General features: G+C 70.8%; 16 protein-coding genes. 10 read left to right on the forward strand and 6 right to left on the reverse strand.

Annotated features, from left to right (window positions below; translation table 11 throughout):
- The first annotated feature begins 370 nt into the window (after nt 1-370).
- Together OG953_RS35480 and fxsA are read left to right on the forward strand one after the other, a co-directional pair.
- Nucleotides 371-1,138 (forward strand): polyprenol monophosphomannose synthase, encoded by a 768-nt coding sequence (locus OG953_RS35480; RefSeq protein ID WP_405689315.1) that lies wholly within the window; start codon nt 371-373, stop codon nt 1,136-1,138.
- Between the two features lie 85 nt (nt 1,139-1,223).
- Nucleotides 1,224-1,814, forward strand: coding sequence for an FxsA family membrane protein (fxsA, locus tag OG953_RS35485; RefSeq protein WP_405689316.1), 591 nt, complete (start codon nt 1,224-1,226; stop codon nt 1,812-1,814).
- 90 nt (nt 1,815-1,904) lie between these two features.
- Here the strand turns inward: fxsA and OG953_RS35490 are convergent, their stop codons facing one another.
- From OG953_RS35490 to OG953_RS35505, 4 genes are all read right to left on the reverse strand, one after another.
- Nucleotides 1,905-2,279, reverse strand: coding sequence for an RNA polymerase-binding protein RbpA (locus tag OG953_RS35490; protein ID WP_114243432.1), 375 nt, complete (start codon nt 2,277-2,279; stop codon nt 1,905-1,907).
- Nucleotides 2,280-2,553: 274 nt separating this feature from the next.
- On the reverse strand, nt 2,554-3,927 hold the full coding sequence (locus OG953_RS35495) for an MFS transporter (RefSeq protein WP_405689317.1): 1,374 nt from the start codon (nt 3,925-3,927) through the stop codon (nt 2,554-2,556).
- A 46-nt stretch (nt 3,928-3,973) separates the two neighbouring features.
- Nucleotides 3,974-4,738 (reverse strand): glycerophosphodiester phosphodiesterase, encoded by a 765-nt coding sequence (locus tag OG953_RS35500; protein ID WP_405689318.1) that lies wholly within the window; start codon nt 4,736-4,738, stop codon nt 3,974-3,976.
- Nucleotides 4,735-5,460, reverse strand: coding sequence for a YitT family protein (locus OG953_RS35505; RefSeq protein WP_405689319.1), 726 nt, complete (start codon nt 5,458-5,460; stop codon nt 4,735-4,737). Before OG953_RS35505 ends, OG953_RS35500 begins: the two co-directional genes overlap by 4 nt.
- A gap of 102 nt (nt 5,461-5,562) precedes the next feature.
- On the opposite strand from OG953_RS35505, the gene OG953_RS35510 reads away from it, so the two are divergent.
- Nucleotides 5,563-7,062, forward strand: coding sequence for a PLP-dependent aminotransferase family protein (locus tag OG953_RS35510; protein ID WP_405689320.1), 1,500 nt, complete (start codon nt 5,563-5,565; stop codon nt 7,060-7,062).
- Between the two features lie 69 nt (nt 7,063-7,131).
- On the opposite strand, the gene OG953_RS35515 is transcribed toward OG953_RS35510, so the two are convergent.
- Both OG953_RS35515 and OG953_RS35520 read right to left on the reverse strand, forming a co-directional pair.
- Complete coding sequence (locus OG953_RS35515; RefSeq protein ID WP_405689321.1) at nt 7,132-8,748, reverse strand: hypothetical protein; 1,617 nt, start codon at nt 8,746-8,748, stop codon at nt 7,132-7,134.
- Nucleotides 8,749-8,785: 37 nt separating this feature from the next.
- Complete coding sequence (locus tag OG953_RS35520; RefSeq protein ID WP_037696696.1) at nt 8,786-8,980, reverse strand: hypothetical protein; 195 nt, start codon at nt 8,978-8,980, stop codon at nt 8,786-8,788.
- 314 nt (nt 8,981-9,294) lie between these two features.
- Here OG953_RS35520 and OG953_RS35525 point away from each other — a divergent pair, with 314 nt between their 5' ends.
- The 7 genes from OG953_RS35525 to OG953_RS35555 all read left to right on the forward strand — a co-directional run bounded on the left by OG953_RS35525 (nt 9,295) and on the right by OG953_RS35555 (nt 20,176).
- Nucleotides 9,295-9,687 (forward strand): ankyrin repeat domain-containing protein, encoded by a 393-nt coding sequence (locus tag OG953_RS35525; RefSeq protein WP_405689322.1) that lies wholly within the window; start codon nt 9,295-9,297, stop codon nt 9,685-9,687.
- A 219-nt stretch (nt 9,688-9,906) separates the two neighbouring features.
- Complete coding sequence (locus OG953_RS35530) at nt 9,907-11,325, forward strand: HEAT repeat domain-containing protein (RefSeq protein WP_405689323.1); 1,419 nt, start codon at nt 9,907-9,909, stop codon at nt 11,323-11,325.
- A gap of 154 nt (nt 11,326-11,479) precedes the next feature.
- Nucleotides 11,480-12,631 carry a glycosyltransferase family 4 protein gene (locus OG953_RS35535; RefSeq protein WP_405689324.1) on the forward strand — a complete coding sequence of 384 codons (1,152 nt, stop codon included), beginning with the start codon at nt 11,480-11,482 and terminating at the stop codon, nt 12,629-12,631.
- Nucleotides 12,628-13,803: a glycosyltransferase gene (locus OG953_RS35540; RefSeq protein ID WP_405689325.1), complete on the forward strand. Its 1,176-nt coding sequence runs from the start codon at nt 12,628-12,630 to the stop codon at nt 13,801-13,803. The genes OG953_RS35535 and OG953_RS35540 overlap by 4 nt, the downstream gene beginning before the upstream one ends.
- Nucleotides 13,800-17,456 carry a hydantoinase B/oxoprolinase family protein gene (locus OG953_RS35545; protein WP_405689326.1) on the forward strand — a complete coding sequence of 1,219 codons (3,657 nt, stop codon included), beginning with the start codon at nt 13,800-13,802 and terminating at the stop codon, nt 17,454-17,456. Before OG953_RS35540 ends, OG953_RS35545 begins: the two co-directional genes overlap by 4 nt.
- An 82-nt stretch (nt 17,457-17,538) precedes the next feature.
- On the forward strand, nt 17,539-19,065 hold the full coding sequence (locus OG953_RS35550; RefSeq protein WP_405689328.1) for a hypothetical protein: 1,527 nt from the start codon (nt 17,539-17,541) through the stop codon (nt 19,063-19,065).
- Between the two features lie 178 nt (nt 19,066-19,243).
- Nucleotides 19,244-20,176, forward strand: a complete 933-nt coding sequence (locus OG953_RS35555; RefSeq protein WP_405689330.1) for a hypothetical protein — start codon at nt 19,244-19,246, stop codon at nt 20,174-20,176.
- The last annotated feature ends 21 nt before the right edge of the window (nt 20,177-20,197 follow it).

Below are 20,197 nucleotides of genomic sequence, written 5' to 3' on the forward strand. Positions count from 1 at the left end.
CACGCAGTCGTCGAACGCCGCTGGGTCATGGGGGGGTGTGCCGCACCGGCGCACCACCACTGACAGCCAGGTTCAGCGCCCGCGCCTCGGGGGCGAGGGAAGGTTTCAGCCGGACGGTAGGTGCGACCCGGGTGGGGCCCGGACGTTCAGTAGACAACGGCTCTAGGTCGACCCGCAGCCAGCGGGTCCCAGGTCGGCCCGAAGGGCGCTGGGCCCCCATCCGTAGTTCCCGTCGGTTCCCGTCAGGGGGTCTGTCCGTACTTCCCTCCTTCTGTCCGTGGCGGTGTCCGATCCCGCCCGACCGCGTCGGTATCGGGCCCCCGCCCGCTGGATATGGTGTGCACCTGCGTACGGACTTAAGGGGCAGTAAGTGAACGACGGCGGTCAGAGGCGATACGGCCCGCTCGGCAGAACCTTGGTGATCATTCCGACCTACAACGAGGCCGAGAACATCAAGCCGATCGTGAGCCGGATGCGCGCCGCTGTGCCGGAAGCCGACATCCTTGTCGCCGACGACAACAGCCCCGACGGCACCGGCAAGATCGCCGACGAGCTCGCCTCGGCCGATGACCAGGTCCAGGTGCTGCACCGCAAGGGCAAGGAAGGGCTGGGAGCGGCCTACCTCGCGGGCTTCCGCTGGGGCATCGAGCACGGTTACGGCGTGCTCGTGGAGATGGACGCCGACGGCTCCCATCAGCCCGAGGAGCTGCCCCGTCTGCTCACTGCGCTCAAGGGTGCCGACCTGGTGCTCGGTTCCCGCTGGGTGCCGGGCGGGCGGGTGGTCAACTGGCCCAAGTCCCGGGAAATGATCTCCCGCGGCGGCAGTACGTACTCCCGGCTCCTCCTCGGGCTGCGGACCAGGGACGTCACGGGCGGCTACCGGGCATTCCGCGCCGAGACCCTGGAGGGCATCGGCCTCGACCAGGTCGCCTCGCAGGGCTACTGCTTCCAGGTCGACCTGGCCCGCCGCGCCATCGACGCCGGGTATCACGTCGTCGAGGTTCCGATCACGTTCGTGGACCGCGAGATCGGCGACTCGAAGATGAGCCGCGACATCCTGGTCGAGGCGCTCTGGCGGGTCACCTCCTGGGGTGTCGCCTCTCGTACGAACCGGGTCCTCGGCCGCAAGGCGACCTGATCCACCGAGGGCGGCGGGCGCCCGTCAGCCGCTCATGATCACCCCCATACGCCGATCGGACGCCTGTACAGGCACACTGGGGACCATGACGACCGGCACACCGCCCCCGACCGCCCCCACGCGCTCACGCGCCCGTACCTTCGTCCCCCTCACCATCGCCGCCTGGGCGGTGCTGGAGATCTGGCTGCTCACCGTCGTGGCCGACACGGCGGGCGGGTTCACCGTGCTGCTGCTCCTGGCAGCGGGGATCGTGCTCGGGGCCGTGGTGATGAAGCGGGCCGGCCGCCGGGCCTTCCGTAACCTCACCGAGACGCTCCAGCAGATGCCGGGGCAGCCCGGTGCCGCAGCAGCTCCCCAGGCCACCCCATCGGGCAGCAAGGGCAACGGCTTCCTGATGCTGGCCGGGCTGCTGCTGATGATCCCCGGGATCATCTCGGACGCGGCGGGGCTTCTGCTGCTCGTGCCGCCGGTCCGTTCGATGATGGGCCGGTACGCGGAGCGGTCGCTGGAGCGCCGCATGCGCGCCGCGAACCCCGGCAGCCTCTCCGACGCCTTCCAGCAGGCCCGGATTCACCGGCCGGACGGAAAGATCGTGCAGGGTGAGGTCATCCGCCAGGACGGCACGCAGCCGGGCTCCCGGCCCGACGAGGGCCCCCGGCCGCCGCTGACCCCCTGATAACGGACCGTGACGCGACAGAGCCGCGGGCTGTGACACACGCTCGGTGTGTCACAGCCCGCGGCTCCGTCGTATTGCGGTGTTACGCGGTCAGGCAGACTTCCTGCTGTCCCGCGGATGCACGGCGATGTTCATGGCTCCGGAGCGCAGAACCGCCAGCCTCTCGGCCAGCACCTCCTCCAGCTCCTCGCGTGTGCGCCGCTCCATGAGCATGTCCCAGTGCGTACGCGCAGGCTTGCCCTTCTTCTCCTCGGGGCCATCCCCGTCCACCAGGAGTGCCATGGCGCCGCACGCCTTGCACTCCCACTCCGGCGGAATTTCCGCCTCTACCGAGAACGGCATCTCAAATCGATGTCCGTTCTCGCATGCGTACTCCACCGCCTGGCGCGGGGCCAGATCGATGCCGCGGTCCGTCTCGTAGCTGGTAACCACGAGTCGCGTGCCGCGGAGAGCTCGCTCACTCATGAATCGTGCCTCCCGGGCTTGTCGCCCACAGGACAGGTGTCGCTGTCGTCGTCATCCGGTCAACGTCCGGTCGGCGGCAAAGATTCCCGTTGCCGGTCATGCGTCGCCCGTCGTGCCGCTGCTTTATCAGGTTTCCCAGGGTTCAAGTACCCGCCAATGCCCGGTTTGTCACGTCTGGCAGAAGTTGTCACCCAACGGCTTGGCTTCTTCCACTCGCAGTAACGGTCCTCCGGGCAGGCCAAAGGCGTACACTACCGGCCTTTCACTTCAACGTCTAAATCCGTTCCGGAACGGGATTCCCCGCAGCCGCCACGGCCTGTCGGATCGGCACCCTCGCGAGCAGTACGGAACCGACCACGAAGAAGATCACCAACGAGATGATCGCATCCCGATAGCTCCCGGTCAGCTGATACGCGAGACCGAACACCAGTGGCCCCAGCCAGCTCAGTCCGCGATCGCTCATCTCGTACGCGGAGAAGTACTCGGCCTCCTTGCCGTGCGGCACCAGATGGGAGAACAGCGAGCGCGACAGCGCCTGGCTGCCGCCGAGCACCAGACCGATCGCCGAGGCCAGCGCATAGAAGAACACCGGCGCGTCGGCGGGCAGGAAATAGCCGGCGACGAGAATCAGCGTCCAGACGACGAGCGAGCCCAGGATCGTGCGCTTCGCGCCGTGCACCCGCGCCAGCCGGCCCATCCCCAGCGCTCCGGCCACCGCGAGCACCTGCACCAGCAGCACGGCCGTGATCAGCGTCGTCTGGTCGAGGCCCAGCTCCTCGGAGCCGTACACCGAGGCCTGGGAGATCACCGTCTGCACGCCGTCGTTGTAGACGAGGTACGCCAGCAGAAAGGAGAGCGTCAGAGGATGGCGGCGCATGTCGCGCAGGGTGGCCATCAGCTGCCGCCACCCCGAGCCGACCGCCCCCTCGCCGCCCGGCGTCACCCGCCGGTCGCGCAGCCGTCGCAGTGGTACGACGGTGAAGGCGCCCCACCAGACGCCGGCCGATGCGAGACAGATCCGCACTGCGTCGGACTCGGAGAGGCCGAAGGAGTCGTGGCCCGTGTACAGGACCAGATTCAGGACGAGGACGAGCGCACCCGAGGTGTATCCGAACGCCCAGCCGCGCGACGAGACCGCGTCCCGCTCGTCCGGTCCGGCGATCTGAGGCAGATAGGCGTTGTAGAGCACCATCGACACCGAGATCGAGGCGTTCGCCACGATCAGCAGGAACGTGCCCAGCAGATAGCGGTGGCCGTCCAGGAAGAACATTCCGGTGGTCGCGGCGGCCCCCACATAGGCGGCGGCCGCCAGCAGCGGCTTCTTCCGCCCTGTACGGTCCGCGGCGGCGCCCACGACCGGCATGACGATCACCGCGACCACGACGGACACGGAGACCGCGTAGGCGAACAGCGATCCTGCGCGCACCGGTACGCCGAGCGGGTGCACGAAACCGTCGGCGTCGGCGGCCGCCTTGGCGACCGACGTCAGATAGGGGCCGAGGAATACTGTCAGGACGCTCGTCGAGTAGACGGAGCAGGCGAAGTCGTAGAAATACCAGCCGCGTTGTTCACGTCTGCGGCTCGCGGCGTCGGCGGAACCCGTCGTGAGTCCAGTCGGCTCAGCGGTGTCCGCGGTCTCGGCGCTCAACCCGCACCCCCTCGTCTCTCCCCGTGGAGACCTCGCACGACCGGCGTCAGGCCCAGGCCCCCCGCTCGCTCAGCACCGTACGCAGCGTCTCGATGTGATCGGTCATGATGCCATCCACACCGAGATCGAGGAGCGCTGCCATCCGATCGGGTTTGTTCACCGTCCAGACGTGCACCTGGAGTCCGCGTGCGTGTGCCTCGCGTACGAAGCGCCGGTCGACCACTCGGACGCCGTTCTGGCTCTCCGGTACCTGCGCGCACACCGCGCCGGCCCGCAGCGCCGCCGGAATTCCGTACGAGCGCAGCCGCAGGCCCAGCACGCCGCGGACGCCGTAGGAGGTGGCGAGCCGGGGCCCGGCAAGACGGTGGGCCCTGGCGACCCGGGTCTCCGAGAACGAGCCGACGCATACCCGGTCCCAGGCATCCGCCCGGCGGATCAGATCGATCAGCGGGACCAGGGCGGACTCGGCCTTGATGTCGACGTTCCAGCGGGCTTCGGGGAACGTCTCCAACAGCTCCTCGAACAGCGGCAGCGGCTCCCGGCCCGCCACTCTGGCCTGCCGCACCTCGCTCCACGGCAGCTCGGCTATCCGGCCCCGGGCGTCCGTCACCCGGTCCAGAGTGGCGTCGTGGAAGGCCACCAGACGGCCGTCCGCCGTGGTGTGCACATCGGTCTCGAAGTAGCGGTACCCGGCGTCGGCGGCCATGCGGAACGCGGCCGTGGTGTTCTCGATCCCGTCCGCGGCACCGCCTCGATGGGCGAAGGGGATTGTTGCGGGGTGGTCCAGATAGGGGTGGCGTACAGAGGTCACTGCGGCAGTATGGCCTGCTCAGATGTCCGGGCGGTGACGGTGGTGTCGACGCTGCTCGACTCGGGTGCGACGGCCGCCTCGTCATCGGACCCGGCGGCGGCCGCTGCTGCCGGCTTCCCGCCGATTGCGAAGAAGCGCAGGAAGAACTGGGCGAGCGGGCCGATGGCCAGGGCGTAGAGCACCGTGCCCGCGCCGAGCGAGCCGCCGAGCACGAAGCCGGTCACCACGACCGCCACCTCGATCAGCGTGCGGACGAGCCGAACGGAGCGGCCGGTACGCAGATGCAGACCGGTCATGAGCCCGTCGCGCGGTCCCGGGCCGAACTGTGCCGCGATGTACAGCCCCGTCGCGACACCGTTGACCACGACACCGGCGACCATCACGGCGATTTGCGCGGCGAGGCCGTGCACATCGGGCACGAGGGCCAGCGTGCCGTCCATGGTGATGCCGATGGCGAAGACATTGGAGACGGTGCCGAGGCCGGGACGCTGCCTGATCGGTATCCACAGCAGCAGAACGGCGGCGCCGACGATGATCGAGACGATCCCGATGGAAAGTCCGGTGCGCTCGGCGAGTCCCTGGTGCAGCACTCCCCAGGGTTCGAGGCCGAGACCGGCGCGGACCAGGAGCGCCGAGCTCGCCCCGTACAGCGCGAGGCCGACGTACAGCTGAATCAGCCTTCGAGTGAGGTGCGCCCCGCGAGGGACAGGGGTGATGGACAAGAAGTGCCCCCTGGAGTGGTGGTAGTGGACTGCCGCATGTCACTCTGTGGCAGGGGATTGGCCGCCAACTATGGCCAATCCGAGGAAGGTGGACTGATTTTCATGGCGCAGTGGACTTCGGCAGTCGGTGCGGCACAGCTCGCCCGGCAGCTCCAGGCCCAACAGCCCCGGCCTGCCGGACCGGGTGCCCGCAGGCCGCCCGCCTATCGCGCGCTGGCCGACGGAGTCCGTCTGCTCGTCCTCGAAGGCCGGGTGCCGGTGGCCGCCCGGCTCCCCGCCGAGCGTGAACTGGCGCTCGCCCTGTCCGTCAGCCGCACCACCGTCGCCGCCGCGTACGAGGCCCTGCGGACCGAGGGGTTCTTGGAGTCCCGCCGGGGTGCCGGCAGCTGGACCGCCGTGCCCGCGGGCAATCCGCTGCCCGCACGCGGGCTGGAACCGCTTCCCCCCGAGTCGCTCGGTTCGATGATCGACCTGGGCTGCGCCTCGCTGCCCGCCCCCGAACCGTGGCTGACCCGGGCGGTCCAGGGCGCCCTGGAGGAGCTGGCACCGTACGCCCACACCCACGGCGACTACCCTGCCGGTCTGCCCGCACTGAGACAGATGATCGCTGACCGCTACACCGAGCGCGGCATCCCGACCATGCCCGAACAGATCATGGTCACCACCGGGGCGATGGGCGCGATCGACGCGATCTGCCACCTCTTCGCGGGCCGCGGCGAACGGATCGCGGTGGAGTCCCCGAGCTACGCCAACATCCTGCAGCTGATGCGGGAGGCGGGCGCCCGGCTGGTGCCGGTGGCGATGGAGGAGGGGCTCGGCGGCTGGGACATGAACCGGTGGCGGCAGGTGCTGCGGGACGCGGCGCCGCGGCTCGCCTATGTCGTCGCCGACTTCCACAACCCCACCGGTGCGCTGGCCGACGAGGACCGGCGACGTGACCTGGTGGAAGCCGCCCGTTCCGCCGGCACGGTCCTGGTCGTCGACGAGACCATGAACGAGCTGTGTCTCGACGCCGATGTGCAGATGCCGCGCCGGGTCTGCGCCTTCGATCCGGCAGGCTCCACCGTGCTCACCGTCGGATCGGCGAGCAAGGCCTTCTGGGCCGGTATGCGGATCGGCTGGGTGCGCGCCGCCCCGGATGTGATCCGCAGCCTGGTGGCCGCCCGCGCCTATGCCGACATGGGGACGCCCGTCCTTGAGCAGCTCGCCGTCAACTGGCTGATGCGCACCGGCGGCTGGGAGCAGGCCGTGCAGGTCCGGCGCGAACAGGCGCGGGAGAACCGGGACTCGCTCGTCGCCGCGGTCCGCCGGGAGCTGCCGGACTGGGAGTTCTCGGTTCCGCGCGGTGGTCTGACCCTCTGGGTGCGTACCGGCGGCCTCTCCGGCTCCCGGCTCGCTGTGGCGGGGGAGCGGGTCGGCGTACGCGTTCCCTCCGGCCCCCGGTTCGGTGTCGACGGCGCCTTCGAGGGGTACGTACGGCTGCCGTTCACGGTTGCCGGGCCGGTCGCGGACGAGGCGGCTGTACGGCTCGCGGCGGCGGCCCAGCTGGTGGGTTCGGGGGCGGGCGCGGGGGTGGAGGCGCCGCGGACCTTCGTCGCCTGATCGACAGGGTTGCTCGGTCGGCGACGGATCAGCCGATCCGTCACCCCTGAGCAGCCCTGTGCCGTCTGTTCAGTCGGCGACCGCCATGCCCTCGACAGCCACAGCCACGGCCGCGGTCACGGTAGGCGGCATCGCCGGGTCCGGGACGCTCGCCCCGACCGGTGTGGTCGCCTCGGCCGGCGCCTGCAGCCCGGGGAGCAGACCGAGGACCGCCTGCCGCTGCGCCTCGCTGGTCGCCTCGTCGTACGGATCGGGTGTGGCCGGGACCTGAAGCCGCAGTACGGGACCGGTGCCGAGCCGCGCGTACCCCCGGCCGGGCGGGACGTCCGGTGTCGGCGTTGTGTGCGGCTCCGTGCCGAGCACCGACTCGACCTGGTCGCGGGAACAGTGGCCGAGCACGGCCCGGGCCCTGGTGTGGGTCCGTACGGTCTCGCCGAGGGTGTCCAGGCTGTCGAACTGATCGGTCATGACCACGGTGACGTTGGCCGCCCTGCCGTGCCGCAGCGGCACCTGGAGCAGTTCCTGGGGGTCGGGCTTGCCGTCGGCGGCCGCCAGGTGGCCGAGGACGCTGGGCCGGTCCAGCAGGATCCAGAGCGGGCGCTTGATGTCGTCGGGGGCGGGGTGGCCGGACTGCCGGGCCCGGTTCGCCGCGATCAGCCGTCGCTCCGTCTCGTGGGCCGCCCATTCCAGGGTCGCCAGCGCGCCCGCCAGACCGCACTCCACGGCCAGTACGCCGTCGCGCCCGCTCAAGCAGGCGTACTCGCCGGTTCCGCTGCCTTCGATGATCAGGATGTTGCCGTGCTGGAGCGCCTGCAGGGCGATGGAGCGCATCAGTGTGGTGGTGCCGCTGCCGGGCTGTCCGACGACCAGCAGATGCGGCTCGGTGGAGCGGGCGCCGGTCCGCCAGACGACTGGAGGTGCGTCGCGGGTCACGTCGCCGTCGTTCACCGGAACGGTGCGCTGCACCGCGTCGCCGTCGGTGAAACCCAGCACGGTCTCGCCGGGGGCGGTGACGAAGCGCTGGGCCCCGATCGAGGTGGGCAGGGCGTCGAGCACGCTCATGACGAGCCGGTTGCCTTCCTCGTCCCAGGCGAAGTGGTACTCGCGGCCACGGCCCGACTTTGCGTGCAGCAGTTGCTCGATCCGGATGCGGGAGTCGGCTTCGCTGTCGGTGAAGTAAGGGGGATACGTCACCCTGAGGTGGGTCAGGCGCCCGTTGCTGTCGAACTCGTAACCGCTGAAGACCTTGTCCCAGTCGCCACCGTGGGCGAACAGCGGACTGGGGTCGTCGGCCACGGAGAAGTACGGCACGAGCGCCTCGTACAGGGACCGCAACCGCCCGGTCTGCGCCTCGTCGGGGCCGGTCTTCGCAGGAGTCCGCTCCCGGCCCTTCCATGCGGCTGCGCCCATCACCGTGACCAGGGCGAGCACGGACCCGTACGGGATGAGCGCGACCACGAATACGCAGGCCGCGACGGAGAACAGCGTCGGACCACGCTTGTCCTTGGGTGTCGCGGCCCACTTCTGCCGTCCGGCTCCGGCCAGCAGCCGCAGACCACGAGTGATCATGATCAGCGGATGGAGGACGTCGGTGGTGTTGTCGGCGGCCGTGCGCGCGAACTCGCGACTGCGAGTGATCGAGGCGCTGCCGCTGCTCAGAATGCGGGGGAGTGGTCGCCGGGCCACGTCGGTCTCCTGATGGGGTGGGAGTGGTCGCGGAGGGTCAGAACTTGATCCCGCCCAAGAGGCCGGCGAGACTCGCGCCGCCCGCGGTGATGCTCGGTGCGATGGCGGTGCCTGCCAGATAGAAGCCGAACATGGCAGTGACGACGGCGTGCGATGCCTTGAGGCCGTCCTTCCTGAAGAACAGGAAGACGATGATGCCGAGGATGACTACGCCTGACATGGACAGGATCATGAGAAGTTCTCCTGGTTAGAGGGACGGTCACCATGAGTCCTTCCAGGTTCACCGGAAGTATCTATACGATAAAAGCTGCATTTGGGTGAAAAGTCTTCATTTTCACCTGCTTGGCCCATGCGAGAGTGCGGGCAGGGCGAAAACCTCGACGTCACGCGCTGTTCCGCCGTCACCGGACGTGATCTCTTGCCATGGGCGGGCCGGGTCATGTGCGCGGTTGAGCAGTACCCTGTCGATTCACTCGTACGGCCCCGACGCCGTACGCCCCAGCAGGTCGACAGTGTGAATCCGGTTGATGGAAGGCGGTCCGTCCGATGAGCGAAACCCCCGATCCCGAGGTGGTCGAGCTGGCGACGAAGGTCTTCGACCTGGCCCGCCGCGGTGAGACCGAAGCACTCGCCGCCTATGTCGACGCGGGTGTTCCCGTGAACCTCACCAACGACCGGGGCGATTCGCTGCTGATGCTCGCCGCCTATCACGGGCACGCCGCCGCGGTCGCCGCCCTCGTCGGCCGTGGCGCAGACCCGGACCGGGCCAACGATCGCGGACAGACACCGCTGGCCGGAGCCGTCTTCAAGGGTGAGGACGCGGTGATCGAGGCGCTGCTCGCCGCAGGGGCCGACCCGTCGGCCGGAACCCCCTCCGCACTGGACACTGCACGCATGTTCGGCAAGGCCGACCTGCTGGAACTCTTCGGCCCCCGCTGACCGGGTACGCCGTAAATGTGGTCGCGGTGGCGAAATGGCTGGGTCATCATGACGTCGCGGGCCCGGTTCGGGCCACCGACGAGAGGCAGAGGAAGATGGTCTACACCAAGCAGAAGACGGCGGTCGGCCGATCATGTTGCTGCGCGGCGTAGTGCCCCACCCGGCACTTGGAACTGCACAGTCCCGGTTGCGTCGACAGCTTGATGTGAGGCTTTTTCCATGTTTGATCCGTTCATAGCGCCGAGCGGCACTCTGCTCGGCCTGCTGCAGAGGGGCCGTGGCGACGGCACGCTCCACGCGCTCGCCGCACCACGCCCCGAGGCCCTGGCGGCTCTCAACCACTGCGTCCTGAGCGATCCGCGTCACGACTGGCAGGTGGAGAACCGCTCGCTCTACTACGCACGCCTGTATCTCGACCTCGACGGCGGTATCGAAGAGATCGAGCGCCATCTGTGCGATCCCGACGACCACCTCGACACCGACGATTCACGCACCGGGCTGGCCCTCGCCGTGCTCGGCCACCTCGCCTCGTACGGACGGGACGACGCGCTGGCCCTGCTGCGGCGGTACGCCGCGACCGGAGCCAACTGGGCCTGGGCCCTCGACGAGCTCGCCCTGCGTGACGACGACGCGGGGCTTCGAGCCCTCGCCGTACCCGTGCTCGGCCGGTTCCCGGCCACTGAGGAGGGGGCCGCCGAGCTGGCCGCCGCCGTACGGGACGCCTTTGAACCCCGCCCCTGGCGGCTCTGGGCGGACGACCCGCGCGAAGAGGTCGGCGCCAGGGTCAGGGCCGCCTCCGAACAGGGCTCCTTCGACCGCTGGCAGCGGCAGATGCGGCCCGGCGGCCCCCGCCCCGGCTGGAGCGTCCAGGCCGTCCTCGACTGGGCCCAGCAGGGACTCGAACGCGGCAGCGTCCTCCATGTCCCGGCCGCCCGCTGTCTCACCGCCGTCGCCGGACCCGAGGACCGGTCCACGATCACCGAGGCCGCCCGCAGCGGCCCGGAAGGCGCACGCTGCGCCGCCCTGCACTTTCTGGTCGAGGCCAGGGATCCTGCCGTGCTCGACCTGATCGAGATCGCAGCGGTCGGTGCCTCGCGCATCGTCGCCGACGCGGCCGTCGCCGCCTTCGAGCGGATGTGCGGCGACGCGGCGGTGGAGCGTGCCCGGCGCTGGGCCCGACGGCCCGACGCGCTCGGCGCCTCCGCGGCCGGTGTGCTCGCCTGCCGGGGCGGCGCCCAGGACGCCTCACTGGTCCTCGGAGCACTCCGCGAGGCCGTGCGGGGCGAGGGCCCGGACGCACCACGCCTGTGGACCCTCGTCGACGGCACGGGCAGGCTGGGCATCGCCTGTGCGGCCCCCGTACTGCGCCATGTCTACCGGGAGACGTCCTCCTCGCACCTGCGCGGCCGAGCGGCCCGCGCACTGGCCGCGACCGACCCCTCCTTCGCCACCGGATTCGCCGTCGAATGCCTGTGGGACTGCGAGGAGACCACCCGCGAGGTCGCCGCACTCCACGCTGAGACCGGCGACATCAGGGTCGCCGAGCGACTGCGCCGACTTGCCGCGGACCCGGCCGAGGAGGCCGAGGTTCAGACAGCGGTACGCAGCAGGATCGGGCCCGACACTCCCGCGGTCTGACCGGAGTACGCACAGCGGCGCGCGTCGGGGGTGCGCGGCGCGAACGGGCGAGCAGCGCGTCGGGGGCGCGCTCGGCTCAAACGCTCATGGGGCGTTTTCCGGGCGGAAAGATCCAAGTCGACCCGGACACGTCCGGCGTGGCGACAACACAGGTATGCGTGTCGCCATCGTCACCGAATCCTTCCCGCCCGATATCAACGGTGTGGCCCACTGCACCCTGCAGACGGCCCGGCATCTCGCCGGCCGCGGCCACGAACCGCTCGTCGTCGCCCCGGCCACGGCCGGCGCGACGACCACACCCCGTTCGGACCTCTCCGACGCCTTCGAAGCCGACGCACCGTGCCCCGTGGTGCGGGTCCCCTCACTTCCCCTGCCCGGCTATCCCCAGGTCCGGGTGGCACTCCCGAGCCGGCGGCTGACGGCCGCCCTCACCGCGCACCGCGCCGAACTCGTCCATCTGGCAGGACCGTTCGTGCTCGGCGTACGGGGCATGGCAGCCGCGACCAGGCTCCGGCTGCCGACCGTGGCCGTCTACCAGACCGACCTGGCCGGCTACGCACGCACGTATCTCGGCACCGGCGAGAACACCGCCTGGCACCGGATGCGCGCCGTGCACAGCGCCGCCGACCGCACGCTCGCCCCGTCCACCGCCGCCGTCCGCGACCTCACCGAACACGGCGTGCCCCGGGTACGGCTGTGGCCACGCGGCGTCGACACCGCACGGTTTCGGCCCGGACTGCGCGACGAGGCACTGCGCCGTCGTCTCGCGCCCGGCGGGGAGCGGATCGTCGGGTACGTCGGACGGCTCGCCCCGGAGAAACACGTCGAACTCCTCGCCGGGGCCTGCGCGACACCCGGGGTCCGGGTCGTGGTCGTCGGGGACGGACCCAGTGATGCATCGCTGCGGACCGCCCTGCCCGGCGCGGTCTTCCTCGGCCGCAGAACCGGGGACGACCTCGCCCGGTTCTTCGCCTCGCTGGACATGTTCGTGCACACGGGACCGTACGAGACGTTCTGCCAGACGGTGCAGGAGGCCATGGCCTCCGCAGTACCCGTGATCGCCCCGGCGGCGGGCGGACCGCTCGACCTCGTCGACCACGGGCGGACCGGGCTGCTGGTCCCGCCGTTCGACACCGGTGCTGTGGCGGCGGCAGTCGGCGCACTCGCCGCGGACCCCGCGCTCGCGGCGGCCTACGGAGCCACCGGCCGGGCCACGGTCGAGGGACGCACGTGGCAGGCCGTGGGTGATCAACTCCTGGACCACTACGACGAGGTGCTGCGCGACCGGACGGCGGTGGCGGCATGACCGGCCGCGAACGGCGCGCGGTCATCGTCCGGCTGGCGAACTTCATCACCCCGTCATCGGGCGGACTGCGCACCGCCCTTGAGGAACTCGGCCGCGGCTATCTCGCGGCCGGGCACGAGCCGGTGCTCATCGTGCCCGGCGACATACGGAGCGACGAGCGGACGGAGCAGGGCAGGGTGATCACGCTCCCCGGGTCGGTCCTGCCGGGCAGCGGGGGCTACCGCGTACTGGCAGGCCGGCGCAGCCTCCGCCGCCTCCTGGAAACGCTGCGGCCCGACCGTCTTGAGGTCTCCGACCGGACCACGCTGCGATGGACGGGGGAGTGGGCGCGCTGTGCCAGGGTGCCCACAGTGATGGTCTCCCACGAGACGGCCTACGGGGTGCTGCGCACCTGGGGCGTCCCGGCCGGTGCGGCCGGGCGTACGGCCGACCGCCTCAACGCGCGCAGCGCCCACGCGTACACCCGGATCGTGTGCACCACGCAATGGGCGGAGCGCGAGTTCCTGCGCATCGGCGCCCGCAATGTCGTGCGCGCCCCGCTCGGAGTGGACCTGCGGCGCTGCCGCCCCCACCGGCGCAGTACGGTGCTGCGCGCCCGGCACGTCCGCGGCAGCCCACCCCGGCGCCGTACTCGGGCTCCCCGCGCCCCTGGGCAGGCCGCTCGCCCGGCGCCAGGCCCCGGTGAACGCCGTCGTGCACGCACTGTCCGAACGCTACGACGCCGTTCATCTGCACATGGCGGACCGGGCCTGGGTCTGCGACCGCTCCTTGTGGAGCGCCGACCGTCTCCACCCGGCCGAACACGGTCATCGGACGGTCGCGGCCGGATTTCACAATCTGCTGGCCGCCCGAGGTCTGGCACACGGCGCCACGCCGGGGCTCGAAGCCCAGCAGCCGCCCCCGAGCCGCGCCGACACATGGCTCTGGCTGGCCACCGCCGGCACCGGCTGGCCGGCCCCCGAAGAAGCACCGATCTGCTGCCCCAGCTGCTGTGCCTGGCCGGAGCGGAGATACAGCACCGCGTGTGCGGCACCGGCGGGCGCCTGGACCGGCGGGCCGAGGAGGCGCTGCGGAGCGCGCTGGCCGCCGTGCAGCCGGCCGGTGCGGCGGCGGGGGAACAGGCTGCGCCGTCTGGGCCGTTGTCCGTGCCACGGGTCAGTATGGAGGGATGACCGGACGCTGGGATTTCTGGATCGACCGTGGCGGGACGTTCACCGATGTCGTGGGCCGGGATCCCGATGGGCACCTGGTCACCCGCAAGCTGCTCTCCCACGACCCGGACCGCTACCGCGACGCCGCCGTGGCCGGAATCCGGGGGCTGCTGGGCCTCGGCCCCACCGACCCGGTCCCCGCCGACCGGGTCGGCACGGTGAAGATCGGCACGACGGTCGCCACCAACGCCCTGCTGGAGCGGCGCGGTGAGCCGACCGTCCTGGTCATTACGGAAGGCTTCCGCGACGCGCTGCGCATCGCGTACCAGAACCGGCCGAGACTCTTCGACCGACGCATCCTGCTGCCCGAGGCCGTGTACGAGCGGGTGATCGAGGTCCCCGAGCGGATCGATGCCCGCGGCCGGGTCGTCACACCGCTCGACAGGGATGCGGTGGCCGAGCGACTGATGGCGGCCCGGGCCGACGGATTGCGCAGCGCGGCGGTCGTCCTGATGCACGGCTACCGCCACCCCGGACACGAGAGCGCCGTGGCCGCCGCAGCCCGCGAGGCAGGCTTCACCCAGGTGAGCTGCTCGCACGAGGTGAGCCCGCTGATGAAGCTCGTACCACGCGGCGACACCACCGTCGTCGACGCGTATCTCTCACCGATCCTGCGTCGGTACGTCGACGAGGTCGCCCTCGAACTCGACGGCATCCGGATGATGTTCATGCAGTCCAACGGCGGGCTGCGCGAAGCCTCCCACTTCCGGGGCAAGGACGCGGTGCTCTCCGGCCCCGCCGGTGGCGTGGTCGGCATGGCCCGTACGTCCGGACAGGCCGGATTCGACCGGGTCATCGGCTTCGACATGGGCGGCACCTCCACCGATGTGTCGCACTACGCGGGCGAGTTCGAGCGCGAACTGGGCACTCAGGTGGCCGGTGTGCGGATGCGCGCCCCCATGATGAACATCCACACCGTCGCCGCCGGCGGCGGCTCCGTCCTGCACTTCGACGGCCACCGCTACCGCGTCGGCCCCGACTCGGCGGGCGCGATCCCCGGCCCGGCCTGCTACCGACGCGGCGGACCGCTGACCGTCACCGACGCCAATGTGATGCTCGGCCGGGTCCAGCCCGCGCACTTCCCGGCCGTCTTCGGACCGGACGGCAACCTTCCACTCGACGCGGACCTCGTGCGCGAACGCTTCGACGCGCTCGCCGAGGACGTGGCGCGCGCCACCGGAACGCGGCGCACGGCGGCCGAGGTCGCCGCCGGGTTCCTGGAGATCGCCGTGCTCAACATGGCGAACGCGGTCAAGAAGATCTCCGTGCAGCGCGGACACGACATCACCCGCTACGCCCTGACCGGCTTCGGCGGCGCCGGGGGCCAGCACGTCTGCGCCGTTGCCGACGCCCTGGGCATCGACACGGTCCTCGTACCGCCCCTGGCCGGCGTGCTCTCCGCGTACGGCATCGGTCTCGCCGACGCCACCGCGATGCGCGAACAGTCCGTCGAGGCGGAACTGAGTGAGGCGACCCGTACCGCGGTGGGCGAACTCTGCGACGAACTCGCCGCCCGCACCCGCGCCGAACTGCGCGCCGACGCCATCCCCGACAGCGCGATCAGCACGCACGCCCGCGTGCTCCTGCGCTACGCCGGTACGGACTCGAGCCTGCCCGTCGGCCTGGACAACGCACCCGCCATGGCCGAGGCGTTCACCGCGGAGCACCGCGCACGCTATGCGTTCACCATGGACAAACCCCTGGTCGTCGAGGCGGTGTCGGTCGAGGCGATCGGAACGGCGGGACAGCACGAACCGCGCCCGGCCGACCGCACGCCCCGTGAGAGCGTAGAACCTCAACCGCACGAAACCGTAAGGATGTTCGCCGACGGCCGATGGCAGGACACCCCGCTCCACCGGCGCGAGGAACTGCGCCCTGCGGACACCGTGACCGGCCCTGCCGTGATCGCAGAGGCGGATGCCACCACTGTCGTCGACCCGGGCTGGCAGGCCGCTCTCGCCGGCACCGGCCATCTGTTGCTCACCAGGGTCCGCCCGCGCCCGGATCGCACGGCTGTCGGTACCCGGGTCGACCCCGTCATGCTGGAGGTCTTCAACAACCTCTTCATGTCGATCGCCGAACAGATGGGTGTGCGCCTGGAGAACACGGCCCACTCCGTCAATATCAAGGAGAGGCTCGACTTCTCCTGCGCCCTCTTCGACGCGAACGGCAATCTGATCGCCAATGCCCCGCACATTCCCGTGCACCTCGGTTCGATGGGGGAGTCCATCAAGGAGGTGCTGCGGCGCAACAGTGGCACGATGCGGCCAGGCGATGTGTACGCCATCAACGACCCGTACCACGGGGGCACACATCTGCCCGATGTGACCGTGGTGACACCCGTGTTCGACGAGGCCGGTGGTGAGAAGCCGGAGCTGCGCTTCCTTGTTGCCTCACGTGGACACCACGCCGAGATCGGCGGCATCACCCCCGGCTCCATGCCCGCCTTCAGCCGCACCATCCACGAGGAAGGCGTGCTGTTCGACAACTGGCTGCTGGTACGGGACGGCAGACTCCGCGAGACCGAGACGCGCGAACTGCTCACCACCGCCGCGTACCCCTCCCGTGACCCGGAAACCAACCTCGCCGATCTACGCGCCCAGATCGCCGCCAATGAGAAGGGCATCGCCGAACTCCGGCGCATGGCTGAACAGTTCGGGACCGAGGTCGTAGCCGCGTACATGGGGCACGTACAGGACAACGCCGAGGAGTCCGTCCGCCGGATCATCGCCGAACTGCACGACGGCGCCTACCGCTACGAGACCGACAACGGCGCGGTCATCGAGGTCGCCCTCACCGTGGACAGGGCCACCCGCAGCGCAGTCGTCGACTTCACCGGCACCTCACCGCAGCAGCCGGGTAACTTCAACGCGCCGAAATCCGTGGTGATGGCGGCTGTCCTGTACGTCTTCCGAACCCTGGTCGCGGACGACATCCCGCTCAACAGCGGCTGCCTCAAGCCCCTGGAGGTCAGAATTCCGGAGGGCTCCATGCTGTCCCCCGTCCATCCGGCGGCCACCGTCGCGGGAAACGTGGAGACGTCCCAGGCCGTCACCGGTGCTCTGTACGCGGCGCTCGGCATCCAGGCCGAGGGTTCGGGCACCATGAACAACCTCACCTTCGGCAACGAACGGGTCCAGTACTACGAGACCGTGGCGAGCGGCTCGGGCGCGGGCGACGGCTTCGACGGCGCCGACGCCGTACAGACCCATATGACCAACTCCCGCCTCACCGACCCCGAAGTCCTCGAATGGCGCTACCCCGTGCTGCTGGAGAGCTTCCGGGTACGGGACGGCAGCGGGGGTACGGGGCGTTGGCACGGCGGCTGCGGTGTGGAGCGGCGAATCCGCTTCCTCGAACCTGTGACCCTGGCGCTGCTCTCCGGCCACCGCCGGGTCCGGCCGTACGGCATGGCGGGCGGTGAACCCGGCGCGCTGGGTGAGCAGCACATCGAGCGCTCTGGCGGCGGGACGGTCACACCACTGCGCGGCTGTGACACGGCCGAGGTGGAGCGGGGGGACGTACTCGTGCTCCGCACACCGGGCGGCGGGGGCTACGGAACCCCGGAGCCGGGCCGGAACGACCGCCCGGAACGCACCGGGGAACGGCTGTGAAGTCGGCGCCGGCCGGCGCCGGGCAAGGGTCGCTTCTGCGCCGTTTCGACCGTTGTCAGTGTGAGGACCTAATCTGTGCAGCGTGACTTCGCCTGCCTACATGGACAACGCTGCGCCCCAGCTCAGCGCGGGGCCGCGGCCTGCCCCGGGCCCGGCCGCCGACGAGGGGCTCTCGCGGCGGCTGCGCGCGCTCGCCTGCACGGCGCCACTGCACGACCTCGATGTGCGAAAGGCGAATCTGGCCGGTGAGTACACCGTCTACGCGATGGCCGAGGTCGCACTCGCCGCGATCGACCTCGTCACCCTCAACATGGACTTCGACACGGGTGCCGATCACGACCAGATAGTGACCAGGCTGCTTCCCCGCGTCGCCGCGCAGGCCCCGCGCCGCCCGGCCGCCGAGCACGAGCGGGTCGCCCGCTGGGTGCTGGAGAACCTGATCAATGTCGGCAGCGTCGACCGCGGATTCCGTGCGGTGTACGGCACTTTCGGCCCCGATGGGGTGTATGTCCGTCGCGATTACGACTTCAAGCTGATCGAAGAGGTCCCGGGATACGGCGGCACCGTCTATCTCCGGGCCACCGACGAGGCGGTCAACGTTCTGGTCGGCGCCCTCGACACGGACGTCACCAGCGCCCAGATCGCCGCCGAGGTGAAGCTGGAGGTCCTCATCAGCCGGGGCCGCCTGGCGGACGCACAGCTCGCCGCCGAGCAGGCCCGCTACCGCACCGTGCAGTACGCGGAGACCCTCCGCAAGACGCTGGAGGCCACCCGGCGCAACGTCCGGGCCGTCGACTGGCTCAACGCGGTACCCGACATGATCGCCGAAGCACTCGATCACGTCGCCGACCGCTACCGCCACGAGAACGCGATCCTCACCAACATCCGCAAGGCGCGCGACGAGGCCGAGGAGCCCGAGCACAAGCGGCGCGCCGCCGAGCTCGTCGACATCGTCAAGGACTGCATCCGCCGCCACACCCAGTTGCAGTCCCGCCTGCTGGAAGCCGGACCGCTCTTCCGCGCCGAACAGGACCGGCAGGCGTTCGCCACCCCCACGGCCCGCACAGGCCTCGATCTCTATGGTCAGCTGGTCGCCCCGCTGCTGCCGCTCCCCGTCGAACAGGCCATCCGCGTCACGGACGCGTTCTTCGCCCACGGCACCGGACTGCGCACCCCCACCTCGGTACGGGTGGGCGACCTCGTCGACATGCTGCTCACCCCACCCCTGGAGCGGGAACACCTGGGCGCCGAAATGCCCGAACCCGATCTGATCGCCACCCCGGACGACAGCAGGTTCAGCGAGGAGCAGCTCGCGAGCGCCATGGAACTCCTCGACCTGGAGCACGACGCCCCGCGTCGGCTCTCCGGACTCCTCGCGGAGGCCCGGGGCCGCGATCCCGAACTGCCCTATCTGGTCGCTCTGCTCGCGGTGCACGCCGCGAGTCCGCCGGTCGGCACCGCCTACCGGCAGGGCGAGCAGCGCCTGTTGTTCTCCGTCGACGACGGGACACAGCTCGACGACCCGGAGTTCGGCGGTGCGGACCTGATAGTGGGTACGGCCCTGCTGGACGCGGTCGGAATGGCCGCGGACCGCTCGGAGGCGTCATGAGCGGCGCGCCCCGTGAGGCACACGCCTCGCCGACCGGGTCGGCGCACGTCGGCCATGGACTTCGCCGGCCTGCCCGCGCGGTGTGCGCGGGCAGGACGGTGCCGCCCAGGACGGATGCCGTGAGAACCGGCGCCGTCCACCCCGTACCGAAGAGTTTCCGCATCGAGGAGCGACAGTCGTGAGCGACCACCGCGCACAGCACGCCGACGCGTGGAGCGAGCCGACTGCCGCGCACGCGACCGAGAGCCCGACGCCCGCCGACCCGGCAGGGCCCACAGCCGCCGCCGCACCCGTCACCCCGGCCGACGCAGCCGACGCCGCCCGGCTCGTCGCCTTCGGGCTGCAGCCCAAACTGCTGCCCGCACGCGACGCCGAATACGCCGAACTGCTCCGCCGGTACCGGGAGGAGCCCACTTTCGCCCGGCTCGCCGACGCAGTGGCGACCGGACTCGGCCTGGTCGTCCTGGAAGTGTCCACCCGCGCCGGCATGGCCGTGACCGCCGGTGAGGACTCGGTCTTCGCCGTCCGCATGGGCGACTACGCCCGCCGCGCCTCGTCCGACTCCGCCGACCGCTTCCTGCACGGGCTCGCGCACCTCGCCGTTGCCGCGATGGCCTTCCCCCGCCCCGAGGACCTCGCCGACGACGCGTACATCGGCCGGATCACCGTCAACGGCGTCGACTCGTTCGTACGCCAGGCGTGCCACCGCCTGGAGGAGCGCGCCGAGGAGCATGGCGACAACACCGACCCGGCCACCGACGCCCCCGGACTGGAGGCGGCCTGGCGGATCTACGCCCGGCGCAGCTCCACCGGAGCCACGAAGGACGCCCGAAGGCTGGCCGGCTCCACCACCGGCATCGTCGGCAAGGCCGTCGCCTTCCTCACCGACTCCGGCTTCCTCCAGCGCACCGGGGACGACGCCGGAGGCGCCTTCCGTACCACCGCCCGCTACCAGCTCCAGGTCCGCGACATGGCCGGCAACGCCGCCATGGCCGAACTGCTGGAACTCGGAGTCGTACCGGTGACCGACGGAACAGCGACGCTGCTGCCGCCGCCCGACCCAGACGACCTGGAGCTGGTCGCCGACGCCGGTCTGCCCTTCCACGCCTGACCGGCCCGCCCCACCACCGCC

This window comes from Streptomyces sp. NBC_00057 (assembly GCF_045041165.1).
GTDB lineage: Bacteria > Actinomycetota > Actinomycetes > Streptomycetales > Streptomycetaceae > Streptomyces.

Excerpts from the sequence above, each read along its gene's own strand:
- OG953_RS35490 (WP_114243432.1), bottom strand. The coding sequence starts at position 2,279 with ATGAGTGAGCGAGCTCTCCGCGGCACGCGACTCGTGGTTACCAGCTAC.
- OG953_RS35520 (WP_037696696.1), bottom strand. The coding sequence starts at position 8,980 with ATGATCCTGTCCATGTCAGGCGTAGTCATCCTCGGCATCATCGTCTTC.
- OG953_RS35530 (WP_405689323.1), top strand. The coding sequence starts at position 9,907 with ATGTTTGATCCGTTCATAGCGCCGAGCGGCACTCTGCTCGGCCTGCTG.
- OG953_RS35510 (WP_405689320.1), top strand. The coding sequence starts at position 5,563 with ATGGCGCAGTGGACTTCGGCAGTCGGTGCGGCACAGCTCGCCCGGCAG.
- fxsA (WP_405689316.1), top strand. The coding sequence starts at position 1,224 with ATGACGACCGGCACACCGCCCCCGACCGCCCCCACGCGCTCACGCGCC.
- OG953_RS35525 (WP_405689322.1), top strand. The coding sequence starts at position 9,295 with ATGAGCGAAACCCCCGATCCCGAGGTGGTCGAGCTGGCGACGAAGGTC.
- OG953_RS35535 (WP_405689324.1), top strand. The coding sequence starts at position 11,480 with ATGCGTGTCGCCATCGTCACCGAATCCTTCCCGCCCGATATCAACGGT.
- OG953_RS35540 (WP_405689325.1), top strand. The coding sequence starts at position 12,628 with ATGACCGGCCGCGAACGGCGCGCGGTCATCGTCCGGCTGGCGAACTTC.
- OG953_RS35545 (WP_405689326.1), top strand. The coding sequence starts at position 13,800 with ATGACCGGACGCTGGGATTTCTGGATCGACCGTGGCGGGACGTTCACC.